The following is a 13,290-nucleotide window of genomic DNA, read 5'->3' as shown; positions in this document are numbered from 1 at the left end:
CCGCAGTGGTTAGCTATTTGATGTGGATCAATAATAGTGACAGTTAATGAGTTTATCGTATAGGCTGAATCGCAATTAATACCATGGAGGAAGGTTATGAAAGCTGCAGTAAATAAAGAGTACAAAGGTAAATTAACTATCGAAGATATCCCATGCCCAGAGGTGGGAATTAACGATGTGCTAGTTAAAATTGCCGCGTGTGGAGTGTGCCACACAGATTTACATGCTTGTCATGGAGATTGGCCAGTTAAACCAAAAATGCCATTAGTACCGGGCCATGAAGGGGTAGGTACTATCGAAAAAGTAGGCGCAAACATTAAACACTTATCAGTAGGCGACCGTGTCGGTGTTCCTTGGTTATATAGCGCATGTGGTCACTGTGAGTTTTGTTTAGAAGGTAAAGAAACCTTATGCCTTGAGCAGCACAACACTGGGTATTCAGTTGATGGTGGTTACGCCGAGTACTGTGTAGCTCATGGCGATTACGTGGTTAAAATTCCTGAAGGATTAGGCTTTGCAGAAGCCGCACCTTTGTTTTGTGCGGGGGTTACAACCTATAAAGCGCTTAAAGTGACTGATGCAAAAGCGGGCGACTGGGTTGCAATTGTCGGTGTTGGCGGCCTTGGCCACTTAGCAGTGCAATACGCAAAAGCAATGGGTTTTAATGTAATTGCCGTTGATACCGGTGAGAGCAAGTTGGCACTAGCCAAAGAGCTTGGCGCAGACATCACCATAGATTTTATGAAGCAAGTGCCTTCAGAAACCATTTTTGAACAAGTGGGCGGCGCACATGGTGTTGTGTGTACTGCCGTTTCAAAACCCGGTTTTGAGCAAGCTTATAAAAGCGTACGCCGTGGCGGTAAATGTGTGCTTGTAGGTTTACCACCCGAAGATATGCCACTGCCAATTTTTGATACCGTATTAAATGGTGTGTCTGTTGTAGGCTCTATCGTTGGAACGCGTAAAGACTTACAAGAATGCCTCGACTTTGCAGCCAAAGGTAAGGTTAAAGCCATTATTGAAGAAAAACGCTTAGAAGATATCAACGATATTTTTGACGACATGCTAAAAGGCGATATCACAGGCCGAATCGTAATGACGCTTTAAGCTGAGTCAGTTAATGCTGTCAGGTTTGGTTGAGTGACTCAATTGAATCTGACAGTTTTCATATGCTAAAAAGCAGGGTACAGTAACTCGTTATTGCCTTAATACGTGTTTAGGCGAATTTCTCAAAAGAGCGAACTTCGGCCGTTCACAATTGTATTTCTATTTCGTCAAAGTTTATTACTGCATAGTCAGGAAATGACCCAATCGCTCGCTATAAACATGTTATGTAAGCCCAAGGAGTTGATGTGAAATTTAAGATTTTATTTATATTCACTCTATTATTTGTTTCGACTCGGCTAAGTGCGGAATCTGTTTCTGGAAAGCTCTCGATTGAGCCTGAAGAAATGAGAGTTATAGAGTTTGAGGTTGGGTATTCAGACCTAAATGCATCAAACCAATTGAAACTGGATGAGCATGTAAAGTTCTTAAAGAAATTTCCTTCAGTAGTTTTGCATATAAAGGGAGTTGCCAGTGAAACTGAATCCAATGGAGTAAGTTCAATCTCTTTAGCTGCTGATAGAACAACTGTCGTATCTAATTACTTAATCGAAAACGGTGTTTTACAGGCTCAGCTAATTTTCAGTGCTTCAGTAAATGACTTTAAACTGTCAAATAAAAGTAGTAATGAAAAGCAAAGTATTAAAGGTTATATAAAAAGTTGTAAGCACGGACTAAAAACAGCTGGCTTTGTTCGTTCATCATAAATTATAGTCAACTTTTTAAGCTGTTTATTAAGGCCTTATGTGCTTCGGTAGAAATATGGATAACCTAAAAAATTCGATTATGGCACTTGCTGCATCAGCAAAAGCCCAAAAGGCACTATATCCAAGTTTCGCGGCTATTGGTGATGAGTTGGTTCTTGAGTTTGGTGAATGCTTAGGCAACTTGAAAATTAGCGACTTAACACCCAAACAAGCTGCATCTATTGAAGCGTTAGAAGTTTTCATTATTCAACATTCAGGTAAGCAATTCTCAGCAATGTACCTTGAAAATAGTGCTCTATTTGAAGATCCAAATTGGGATGAAATCAGGTTACTTGCCAAGTTGGTTGCTAAAGAAATGGGGTGGTCACCAACCGAACCAGTGAAACAAAAACATAGAGTTGTAACTGGTTAGTTGAGAGTACATAGCAAGCGCATCAATGAGTGGACGTCTAAAGCTTGGCTTGTGCTCCTTCGTCGCTGATTTTTAGCCAAGAATTTTCAGCTCCTTACTAGGGTGCTATAAGGAACAATGATTTGGAAATTATTCTTTTCTTTCTATTTTTTAGCATTGGATTTGGACTTTGGATAAGGGCTAGTATAAGTTTAGGTCAGTTGTTTAATAAAGCTCTTGGAGAAGAGGAACTTGTTAAGCAAATCGAGAACCAATTGAAATACTTTGACCAGTTTTGGGGTTTGATTTTCGGAAAACCAGATAATTATAGCATTTATCGACCAGAACTAGACCCGTATATTAAAAAAGCGAAGTCAGATCTAAAGCTAGCTTTCGTGGTAATCCTCTTTATTGTGATTTGTCTGGTAGTTAGTAGTGCCTTATAACAAACAGGTTATTGTACTCGCTACCGCTCGTTGGGACGCAAAACCTTGGCATGCGCTCTCGTGACTAATTTTAACCAAGCACAACAACACATAGTTTTTCGTTATCTACCTAGAGAGAGCCGGAATTAAATGGATTCATTGAGCAAGCTTCAAGAAAAAAATAAAATCCATTCTAAGCATCAGCGTAATGCTAGCTGGAGCACAGTTTGGGTGTTTTTACTAATGAGCCCATTGTTGTCTAGCTATGGGAGCGAATTTTACTTTTCTGTGATAAAAAACATTCAAACTGAGGCTCCGCACCCATTTATAGTCTTATTTGGCTCGTTATGTTTTGGTTTACCTTTATTAGCTATCGGTGACTGCATGCTTTTCAAGCGCGTTAATAAATTACTTCTTTTAATTATCGCAGAAGCTTGGTTCATCTGGTTTTGGGTTGTTAATCCATTATCTTGGTTGGCTTTTTTACCATTGATTCCTGCATTTGTTATATTGCAAACACAACTCCCTCAAATAAGAACAGGTAAGTAAAGGGTATATAACAAGACAGTAAGTGGGTAAATTAACAGTTGGCTGTTTTCATTGTGTTCAACAGTGTCAGCGAACTATAAATTTATTAATTAGGAGAGAGTTATCCATGGAAGCACTAGAAAGAATCACTGAAAGAGTATGTCGCAACGGTCATCCAGATGACCCAGAGACACCAAGACCATTACTTTCAATTGATGAGTTTTTCGAGGGAAACGATGTAGTAGGAAGCATAGGATGCAATTTAATTGATATTCCGCATCCCAATGAATTTTTCAAAGTATTAAAGGCTATTATCCACCGACCTGATGTAAAGGATATTAGAATCCAAGTGTCTGCTTTTGATGATCCAGATTGGCCATTTTCGGATACAGTGTACATAATGACCTCTGCTTCTGAATCTGAGATAGGTTCATGTTTCCCTGAACACTTAAAACCCGACGAAATTTGGGAGGGCTTTGTTAATCAAGATTACGAGGCTTATGAAATACCCGCTGAAACCCGACCAGTAGCAGTTTGGTGGGATTAATAAGCAATTTATCAAACGTTGATTATGTGCTTAATTATTAGAGCGTAAGATCCCGTTGTATTACTTACAACCTAAATGGGTCGTTAACTGTCAAAAGGATGTTCAAAATTAAAAAGTTAATATTGATTTGTCTTATCTATGCTTTATCGGGGTGTGCTTCTTCTGATGTGGAACCTGTTCCAAAAGGCTGGGTTTTGCTTTCGTTCGATATTGATAGCAATGGAAACCCAATTAATATCAAAGTTCTTGAGTCAAATCCGTCTATCGTTTTTGATAAAGAAGCTGTTATTGCCTTGGAGAAATGGAAATTCAAACCTAAAGTTGTAAATGGTGTTCCAGTTGCTCAAAAGGAAATGCAAGTCAGATTGGATTTTGAGTTGAATGACGAAAATTAATAATCCAATAAAAGCTCATATTACTCATTCTTTGTTTTAAACAATCACAATAGGCTAAAGCGGGTGCTAATCTTGAAATTGAAAAGGAATTTCTTTTTAAATTCGACGATACTCGTTTCAAGCATATAAATGCTACACCAGTTAGAAACTATCTAACCTGTCGGGTTAATTTATAAATGAGACTATACATACTCAAATTTATAAAACTTGAATGCTTACCAACCATCCAAATATGTACCTAGTTCTTTACCCTTTTCAATATCCTCTTTAGCTAAATAGCTGATACGACTTTGTTCATTTCGCATACTAAATCGATGAAATGAAATACATAAAAGCAAATACATCAACCAGAAAAATAACAGAAACCCTGTGAATAATAAGGCTTTTTCAATGAGATCAAGTCCATCCCTAAAAAACACTATTGGAATACCGATTAATGCAACTAGCCAAGAGATATAAAAGAACGATGCTTTTGCTGCAGTCTTTATAATTGTCGAATTGTAGTATTTCAATGGCAGACCTTTTGGTATTTCATAACATGTATAGCTAAAGTTTGGCTGTTATCCTATCAACTCTCATCGAAGTTACAGTACAGACTGTAATAGCCTATCTAACTCTTGCAGTATTCCGCTAGTAGTGCATTAACGTAATCTGCACCAAGCTCTTTTGCTTTTTTCCAATTCTGACAAGCGGCTTTTAAATCGCCTAAAGCTTTGAAAGAGTTTGCCATATTAGCGTAAGCGCGCTGCAATGTAATTTCATCCTTCGGGATAATTTCAATTACAGAACCATAATCAGCAATTGCCCCCAGATGATCGCCGTTGTCATCTTTTAACGCTCCTCTATTTAATAATGCGCTAGAAAAGTTTGGTGCAATCTCTATCGCTTTATCATAATCAATCATTGCAGCATTAGAAGCATATAATTCATTCTTTGCTATCGCTCTCGAATAAAGAGCGTCTACGTCTTTGCTATTCACTTTAAGTGTATTTGTCCATTGCGCAATGGCAGCAGAAAGATTGCCTTGATTATAGTAATCAAAACCTTTGTTAAAAAATTCGTCTGCTGTTGTTGCCTCAAATGGCGGAAAAAATTGATTGTTTTTATCGAATGGCGCTCCAAACCCATCAAATTTTGCATCAAACTCGTATCCTCTTTTGTACATATCTAATGTCCAATACACCAAGTTATCTGCAGTTACAGGAAAGGGACTCGTTTTTCCTGATAAATGCCATACACCATTTTCGGTATTAACTGGCTCTAAAACTTTATATCCGTAACTATTTTTCAGAAGTTCAGCCAAATTATTTAATTTGGCTTTACTATCAGAAAGAAAATGAAAATCGAAAGCGAGCATTGAATACGTTGTTAAGCCATTCGACTCCATGCTGAAATAAACAGAATCTGCACTATTAATTTCATCGTTATGATTTTTGGAGAACTCCGCCCATGTGAAGTATGTGTTTTCCATTGTGATTCCTTTAAATGAAACTAGCGTTGCAACTAGAAAAATTGTCTTACAATTCACAAAATCCCGAAAATCATCTGTCATTTAAAATCTATCATCTTATGTTTAATATCAAAAATCCAAACAAAAAAGCGCAGCTTACCTAAGCCGCGCTTTTTGCTATCAATTCACAATTAAAGTGTGTAGCTAAAGGTTAATTTAGCATTACGCTCTTCTCCTGGCATTCCGCCTAAGAACATTGCTTTTGAGTAATAGGTTTTGTTAAACAAGTTATTTAGGTTTAACTGTAGTTTCCAATCATCTGTTTGGTATTGAATGGCGGCGTCGTAAACCGTGTAGCTAGGTACGTAGCCATCTGGAATACCAAACGAGGTTGAGTTTGTGCTGCGGTCATCAACATATTGCACGCCTGCGCTAATTGTCAGTGGCTCGGCTAAATCAAACCATTTAGCGTCATAGCTTAACCAGCTGCTTGCTGTTACATAAGGCACACCTTTTTGGCGAGTATCGAAAGATGATGAGTTAGGGTTTTTCTTATCGCGGGCGTCTTGATAAACCGTGTTTACGTTAAGTTTCCACTGCTCGTTTAAATCGGCATTTAAATCAAGTTCAACACCTTTGGTTTGCTCTTCACCATCGTAAAAGCTTTTTGGTACTGAGGCATCAGATACACCGGCTTCGTAATCTGGGTTGGCATACTCAAGGTTTGTACGAGCACTATCAAATACCACAAGTGATGCTAGTAGTTGATCGTCAAACGCTTTTACACGCATACCAATGTCGTTACTGACTGACTCGGCGTCATCGCGGTCTGCTTCGTTACCCGACACGCTACCAAGTACGCTGTAGGCAGTTCGACCTTTAGAGTGGTTTACAAAGAACGAAATATCATCGCTAAGTTTGTAAGTTGCACCTAGGTTGTAGGTCATACCGCTGTCTGATGTATCTGCTTCAGGTGTTGGCTCGGCGGCACTAGCACGGTAGCGCGCATCAACACCAAAGTGTTCGTAGCTTTGTTTAATACGGTTAAAGGCAACGCCTACACGGGTTGTGAATGTGTCGTGAATATAGGCAACATGTTGAATACCTACACCCCAAGCTTGAACTTTTTTGTTGTAATCGCTGGTTTTTAGCGGGTCATAATCAAAAAAGCTACCTTCGCCCCAGTTCGGGTTACGAATATCAAAAATGTAAGGTAATTGACCTTGGTAAATAACCTCTCCATCTTTGTTTTTAATGACCTTGTCGGCATCGTAAATTGAGTATTGTTTAAAACGAATATCGCGGTCTTCGTAGTTGGCGTTTACTAGTAGTTCGTTATCAATTCCGGCAAAGCTAAAGTCATAACGCAAGTCAGCAAAGTATTGCCATGATTTTTCGTCTGCTTCTACTTGGCGGTACTCTTGGCGACGCGCTGCAAATGGGTAAAGTACGTCATCAACCACTAAAGGAGCGCGCGGATCAGCATTGATCACGCCTCTGCGGTTCCAATAAACATAGTTATAAGCACCCGTTTGGCGGGCAAAGCTTGATTCGTAATTACGGTATTGTAGTTGCTGATTTAAAAATAAATTATCAGTAATAAAGTAGTTATGGGTTAATTTAAAGCGTAGTTCTTCGCCTTCGTTATCATTCGCCATTGGCGAGATAATACCGTTATGACCAAAGGTGTACGGTGTTAAGCCGTCATTTGCTGCCAGTGAATCTGCTAATTGCTGGCGTTGCTGATCGGTTAGTTGCAGGCCTTTTGCCGTTGCATCGTTAATTAAATCGGCAGCGGTTACTTCACCTGCGGTTTTACCATTCACTGAGTCGCTGTTAAAAATACGAATAGGGTGGCCAATTGAATCAACGGCAATGGCATCTTTGATATAAGCGGCAGAAATCATGATGTCTTGTTTGTCGCTTAATACGTATTTTAAGGCGCCATAAATTTCATCACGGTCGTCTTTTAAGTCGCGGTAACCATCGCTGCGAGCGGTTTTTGCGTTAACGCGATAAGCAAGGTTGTCGGTTAATGCCGCTGTGCTATCAAAGCCTAATGAGTAGCTATCCCATTGACCAAGCTCGGCATTAACGGTGTGTTTTTCAGTAAATTGTGGTTTCTTTTCAATTAGGTTGATAACACCACCTGCGCTACCCATACCATATAAGCCCGTTGCAGGGCCTTTAAGTACTTCTACAGATTCAACGTTGGTCATTGAGCGTGTTGGGTTAAAGGTGTTAGCTAGGCCTGCACCGCCGTACATGCCATCGTAAGTATAGTTTGCACCTAAACCGCGGATCACTAAGTTATCGCCAATACCGTAGTTATTACCGGCTTGGGTTACACCACTGATGTTGCGTACTAAGTCTTGTAAGTTTGTTGCGCCTTGCGAGTTGATAAGCTCTTGATCAACAACTACAACCGGGGCTGGCGTTTCCATTAGGGTCATATTTGATTTAGTGGCAAGGCCAGATTCAAGTACTACACGGTTTTGTTTGTCGTAAACGGTAATACGTTCAACTGAATCTAAATCGTTGGCGGTTGCATTGAATGCGCTTAAGCAGGCTAGGGCTAAAATTGAGTATTTATGTGTCGTCATTATAGGTAATTTGTCGAGATTTTTCGGCAATGATAATGCGAGCTATTTTCATTTCAAGTTTTATTTATCTATTTTGGGTAATTTCTTTGTTTAGATACAAGTTGCTAACAACTGATTTATGATTGGTAATTTTGTTTACAATATAAATACAAAGAAGGGTTGCTGACTTCACTCATGCAAAGCCAGCATAATAGCTTATTTAAAAACTTTACCGTCTTTCATAACAAATTGTACATCTTCTAGTACTGCAATGTTTTCAAGCGGGTTGCCTTTAACGGCAATAATATCGGCTAAGAAACCGCTTTTGATTTGGCCAAGTTGATCATCAGCTTTAAGTAGTTTGGCACTATTGATGGTGGCAGACTGCAATGCTTGCAGCGGTGTCATACCAAACTCAACCATACGCGAAAACTGCTTCGCGTTATCGCCATGAGGGTAAATCGCTGCATCGGTACCAAATACCATGTTTACGCCTGCTTTTACTGCACGGCTAAAGCTATCGCGTTGCTTTTTAGACACTTGGCGCTCTTTATTGAGGTTTTCTTCTGCAACCCCGTTTTGTTCGCCAAAGGCAAGAGTGTACTCAGTGTTGTAAATATCCATTGAGAACCAAGTGCCGTGTTTTTTTGCAAGTTTAATGGCTTCGTCATCGACAAAACTAACGTGCTCAACACTGTCTACACCAGCAACAATGGCTGCTTTAATACCACTGGTACCGTGCGCATGGGCTGCAACGGTGAGGCCACGTAAATGAGCTTCGTCAACAATGGCGTTCATTTCGTCTTGGCTATATTGTTGAATACCGACTTTTGTGCCTTTTGAGAATACCCCGCCTGTTGCACAAAACTTAATGGCATTAGCACCGTACTTAATGTTTTCACGTACTTTAGCGCGCACAGCCCATGGGCCATCAGCAACGCCTTCGGCGGTGTATTTCATTTCTGGTGGTAAACGGTTGTTATCGCAGTGACCGCCAGTAACACCTAAAGACGGGCCAGCCGCCCAAATACGTGGGCCAACAATGTCGCCTGCGTTAATGCCATCTCGTACTGCAATCACGCTGTAGCCTTCTGCGCCTAAGTTACGCAGCGTTGTAAAACCCGCATACAGTGTTTTTTCGGCAAAATGCGCCGCTTTAATTGCTTTGCGCGGAATCGATTGACCAATTCGCTCACTGCGCGGCACGGTAGGGTCGCTCGTTAAATGCACATGCATATCCATTAAACCTGGCACCAGAGTCAGTTCTAGTAATTGAATGTGCTTATCGCCATCTTTTAAGCTAGGCTGTTTATTACTTTGTACAGCTGTAATTTGACCGTTATCTATACTAATAAGTGGTGATTTAATCAGTTTACCTGAATTTACATCTACCATGGCTTTTGCCGATAAGTAGGTAGTTGCGTAGGTATTTAAAGAGGTTAGGCAGGCTAGGCCTAGGCTAATAGCAAGAACTGTCTTTTTCATTTTTATTCAAAATTGGTAAGTCGAGCCGCCACTCTAGCAATCAGCTTACAAAGTGTAAATAAACTGCGATAAGTTGCAGCGATACTTGCTAAATAGGGAACTAAACCCTCATAATTTACGCGTACTTAATATAAGGGCAGGGAAAGAATGAAAAACGTAAAACTAGCACTACTTAGTTCAGCGGTGATGTTTGCATTACTTGGTTGTAATGAATCAACGCCAAGCAACGAAAAACCAACTCAAGAAGTAAGCAAACAAGCACCAAGCGCAACGTCAGCCACAGAGCAACTTGATACATTACTAGCAGACTACTTTGAAGCAGGCTTAAAGTTTAATCCAATTGGTGGTACTTACATTGGCCGTAGCGAATATAACGACCAATTTATTGCACCTATTAGTAAAGCAAACCGCGATGAGCAGCTTAACTTTGTTAAAGAATACAAAAACAAACTAGCAAATATCGACAAGGCGCAATTAACAGGTCAATCATTATTGAGCTACGAAATTCTAGCCCGCGATTTAGACCTTGCGATTGAAGGCGCTCAGTTTCCAAGTTACTTAATGCCAATTAACCAAATGGGCGGGGCGCACAATACCTTTGCTGCGTTAGGTTCTGGGCAAAGTGCACAGCCTTTTAACACGGTTGAAGATTATCAAGCATTTGAAAAACGTGCTGATGGTTTCATCGCGTGGTTAGACAGTGTTGAGCAATCAATGCGCCAAGGCATGAGAGACAAAGTGGTTCTTCCTAAGCCGCTTGCTGAAAAATTATTACCGCAATTTCAAACTCATATTGTAGAAAAACCAGAAGAGTCATTATTCTGGGGGCCAATTGCTCAGTTACCTGAGTCTTTCAGCGACGAGCAAAAAGCACAGCTAACAAGCGCGTACACGGCGATGATCAGCGAGCGTTTAGTGCCTGCGTATCAAAAAATGGCTGACTTTTTAGCGAATGAATACATTCCAAATGCCCGTGAAAGCATTGGTTACAGCGACCTGCCAAATGGTAAAGCATGGTATGAGTATCAAATTAAACAGCATACTACGCTGAGCCTAAACGCCGATGAAATCCATGACATTGGTTTAAGCGAAGTATCGCGCATCTTATCTGAGATGAAAAAAGTCAAAAAGACAGTCGGTTTTGAAGGCGATTTAAAAGCGTTTTTTGAACACCTGAGAACCTCAGATGAGTTTTACTACGATACGCCAGAAGAGCTAATTGCTGCGTACGAAGCGGTAAAAGAAAAGATTGATGCTAAGCTGCCGCAAATGTTCGATATTGCGCCAAAAGCGCCATACGTTGTAAAAGCAGTTGAAGACTTCCGCGCTGAATCAGCTGCGGGTGCATCTTACCAGTCGCCAGCACCAGATGGTTCGCGCCCGGGTATTTTCTATATCAATACCTTTAACCTAAAAGCACAGCCTAAGTTTTTGCTTGAAACCTTGTCTATTCACGAAGCCGCGCCGGGTCACCACTTTCAAATTGCTTTGCAACAAGAAATTGAAGGATTACCGCTGTTCCGTAAATTCGGTGGCTACACGGTATTTGCAGAAGGTTGGGCATTGTATGCAGAAAGCTTAGGCAAAGAGCTTGGCTTATTTACCGACCCTTACATGTGGTACGGCCGTTTATCAGATGAACAATTACGTGCAATGCGCTTAGTGCTTGATACTGGTTTCCACGCAAAAGGCTGGACACGTCAACAAGGTATTGATTACATGTTGGCTAACTCATCAATGGCCGAAAGTGATATTATCGCCGAAGTTGAGCGTTACATTGCATGGCCGGGCCAAGCGCTGTCGTACAAGTTAGGTCAGTTCAAAATTCAAGAACTACGTGACTTCGCGAGCAAAGAGCTAGGCGATAAGTTCGACATTAAAGCCTTCCATACGCAAGTTCTGATTGATGGCGCATTACCTATGCCAATTCTTGAAGAGAAAATTAAGCGTTGGGTTAACGAGCAAAAATAGCACCTTTGCGCGCATGCTGGCTTTACGCTAGAATGCGCGCTGTTTAGGGGCTTTGAGTAATACCATGTTAGAAGATCAATTTTGGCTTAAGCGCTCGCTTGAGCAAATGTCACAACCCGAATGGGAAGCCATTTGTGACGGCTGTGGTAAATGTTGTTTAAACACATTTATCGACAGTGAAGACGAAGATGAATTTACCGCAACGGATCAACTTCGCGAGGGTGAAGAACTGATCTTCACTAATATTGTTTGCCAATACCTAGACAACGACACCTGTGGGTGCAGCGAATATGCGAACCGCCAAACCTTGGTGCCTTCATGTGTAAAGCTCACTAAAGAAAACCTCAAAGATATCTTTTTTATGCCGCAAAGCTGTAGCTACCGCCGCCTTTACGAAGGCCGTGGCCTTGCGTCTTGGCACCCGCTACTGAACGGTGGCAGTAAAGATATGATGCATGAGTTAGGTATTTCTGTGCGTGACAAAACAGTGAAAGACTGTGATGTAGACCTTGATGACTTTGATCTGTACGTGGCCGAATGGCCAACCAGAGACATTGATTAATGAGCACACTTAAAGCAAGCATTGGCTTGTTAAACCCAAAAAGCCCAACGAATGTGGGTGGGGTATTACGTGCCGCGGGTTGTTACAATGCTAAGCAGGTGTTTTTTACTGGTAGCCGCTATTTACGCGCTAATAAGTATCACACCGATACCAAAAATGTACTTGAGCATATTCCGCTCACGCAAATTGAAAGCCTAGAGCAAGCAAAGCCTGAGGGTGCCACAACGGTGGTGATTGAGCTTGTTGAAGGTGCAACGCCGCTGCCTGAATTTAAGCACCCTGAAAACGCATTTTATGTATTTGGCCCTGAAGATGGCTCGGTCAGTAAAGACGTGCTGAAATGGTGTGATGAAGTAGTGTATGTGCCAACCATAGGCTGTATGAACCTAGCCGCAACCTGCAATGTTGTGCTGTACGACCGACTTGCCAAACTCGGTGGTATTGAGAGTTCAAACGACACCATTTGTAATAGCCGTGACACCAACAACTCACTAAAATGGCAACAAAAAAAGAGCGCTAAATAGCGGGCTACTGAATGAACTTGGAGCTGGAAAACAATTAATTTTCAGCTCCTTTATTTATGTGATTGAAGAAATTGAAATTATTTAATTAAGGGATAGAAATAAGCAAAGCGTCTTATACAATTAGTTGTGTTTTTACAAATAGTTAAGCATGATTACTAAGAGTAAATCTGAAAGTTCAAAGGAAGATGTGTGTTTGGAAGTAATATGGCTAAACTTTGGCAAGCTTACTATTCATTTAAAAACAGAGTGGCTGAGTTAAAAGCTTCAAAAAACTATCCTCTGATTTTAAATACTTCTATCAGCTTTTTATGTTTCAGCATTGGAATATTGACCCTACTCAAAAATCAGGATCAGTTTTTCTCAATTTTTTTTGATCGAGAGACCTTTTTACAATTTAAATCAATCCTATTAGGTATTGGCGGTTCACTAATAGGTGCCACATCAACCGCATTTACATTTTTAATATTTTCTTTACAAAACAATTTAGATAAATTACCGCACGGTTTGTTTAGAAAGGCTGGTGTAGATTCAAAGCTAATTTTTTATTACTTAGTTAGCGTTACGCTTGCTATATCAATTTGCTTTATTAGTTTATTTCCCGATTACCGTTATGTAATGG

Annotated in this window: 15 protein-coding genes; 11 read left to right on the top strand and 4 right to left on the bottom strand. The window is 40.5% G+C overall.

The genetic code is table 11. The features are described 5' to 3' along the window. Positions 1-96: 96 nt before the first annotated feature. The 7 genes from adhP (at position 97) to L1D51_RS16715 (ending at position 4,097) form a co-directional block, all read left to right on the top strand. On the top strand, positions 97-1,107 hold the full coding sequence (gene adhP, locus L1D51_RS16745; protein WP_054563854.1) for an alcohol dehydrogenase AdhP: 1,011 nt from the start codon (positions 97-99) through the stop codon (positions 1,105-1,107). 245 nt (positions 1,108-1,352) lie between these two features. After that, on the top strand, positions 1,353-1,811 hold the full coding sequence (locus L1D51_RS16740) for an OmpA family protein (protein WP_239964256.1): 459 nt from the start codon (positions 1,353-1,355) through the stop codon (positions 1,809-1,811). Positions 1,812-1,866: 55 nt separating this feature from the next. Further along, positions 1,867-2,223 carry a hypothetical protein gene (locus tag L1D51_RS16735; RefSeq protein ID WP_239964255.1) on the top strand — a complete coding sequence of 119 codons (357 nt, stop codon included), beginning with the start codon at positions 1,867-1,869 and terminating at the stop codon, positions 2,221-2,223. Positions 2,224-2,345: 122 nt separating this feature from the next. Further along, positions 2,346-2,648, top strand: coding sequence for a hypothetical protein (locus L1D51_RS16730; protein WP_239964254.1), 303 nt, complete (start codon positions 2,346-2,348; stop codon positions 2,646-2,648). Between the two features lie 129 nt (positions 2,649-2,777). Further along, a complete protein-coding gene (locus L1D51_RS16725; RefSeq protein WP_239964252.1) occupies positions 2,778-3,176 on the top strand; it encodes a hypothetical protein in 399 nt (132 codons plus the stop codon). A gap of 106 nt (positions 3,177-3,282) precedes the next feature. Beyond that, positions 3,283-3,702: a hypothetical protein gene (locus L1D51_RS16720; RefSeq protein ID WP_239964251.1), complete on the top strand. Its 420-nt coding sequence runs from the start codon at positions 3,283-3,285 to the stop codon at positions 3,700-3,702. 98 nt (positions 3,703-3,800) lie between these two features. Continuing rightward, positions 3,801-4,097 carry an energy transducer TonB gene (locus tag L1D51_RS16715; protein WP_239964250.1) on the top strand — a complete coding sequence of 99 codons (297 nt, stop codon included), beginning with the start codon at positions 3,801-3,803 and terminating at the stop codon, positions 4,095-4,097. 215 nt (positions 4,098-4,312) lie between these two features. On the opposite strand, the gene L1D51_RS16710 is transcribed toward L1D51_RS16715, so the two are convergent. The 4 genes from L1D51_RS16710 to L1D51_RS16695 form a co-directional block, all read right to left on the bottom strand. Further along, positions 4,313-4,609 (bottom strand): hypothetical protein, encoded by a 297-nt coding sequence (locus tag L1D51_RS16710; RefSeq protein WP_063529932.1) that lies wholly within the window; start codon positions 4,607-4,609, stop codon positions 4,313-4,315. 98 nt (positions 4,610-4,707) lie between these two features. After that, a complete protein-coding gene (locus L1D51_RS16705; RefSeq protein WP_239964249.1) occupies positions 4,708-5,568 on the bottom strand; it encodes a ribonuclease E inhibitor RraB in 861 nt (286 codons plus the stop codon). Positions 5,569-5,738: 170 nt separating this feature from the next. Continuing rightward, positions 5,739-8,150: a TonB-dependent receptor gene (locus tag L1D51_RS16700; protein ID WP_239964247.1), complete on the bottom strand. Its 2,412-nt coding sequence runs from the start codon at positions 8,148-8,150 to the stop codon at positions 5,739-5,741. Positions 8,151-8,345: 195 nt separating this feature from the next. Beyond that, complete coding sequence (locus L1D51_RS16695; RefSeq protein ID WP_239964246.1) at positions 8,346-9,614, bottom strand: Xaa-Pro dipeptidase; 1,269 nt, start codon at positions 9,612-9,614, stop codon at positions 8,346-8,348. A gap of 147 nt (positions 9,615-9,761) precedes the next feature. Between L1D51_RS16695 and L1D51_RS16690 the strand changes: the two genes are divergently transcribed. From L1D51_RS16690 to L1D51_RS16675, 4 genes are all read left to right on the top strand, one after another. Beyond that, complete coding sequence (locus L1D51_RS16690) at positions 9,762-11,585, top strand: DUF885 domain-containing protein (RefSeq protein WP_239964244.1); 1,824 nt, start codon at positions 9,762-9,764, stop codon at positions 11,583-11,585. A gap of 64 nt (positions 11,586-11,649) precedes the next feature. Next, the gene (locus tag L1D51_RS16685; RefSeq protein WP_054552059.1) at positions 11,650-12,147 is read left to right on the top strand and encodes a YcgN family cysteine cluster protein; all 498 of its coding nucleotides are present in this window, start codon (positions 11,650-11,652) and stop codon (positions 12,145-12,147) included. Then, positions 12,147-12,671: an RNA methyltransferase gene (locus tag L1D51_RS16680; protein WP_239964242.1), complete on the top strand. Its 525-nt coding sequence runs from the start codon at positions 12,147-12,149 to the stop codon at positions 12,669-12,671. Before L1D51_RS16685 ends, L1D51_RS16680 begins: the two co-directional genes overlap by 1 nt. A gap of 204 nt (positions 12,672-12,875) precedes the next feature. Next, the coding region (locus L1D51_RS16675; protein ID WP_239964241.1) for a hypothetical protein at positions 12,876-13,290 on the top strand (415 nt) is incomplete at its 3' end.

Source organism: Pseudoalteromonas shioyasakiensis (assembly GCF_022398475.1).
Classification (GTDB): Bacteria; Pseudomonadota; Gammaproteobacteria; order Enterobacterales; family Alteromonadaceae; genus Pseudoalteromonas.
Note: the sequence above shows the minus strand (reverse complement) of the source record. Positions and strands in the feature narration are given on the sequence as shown.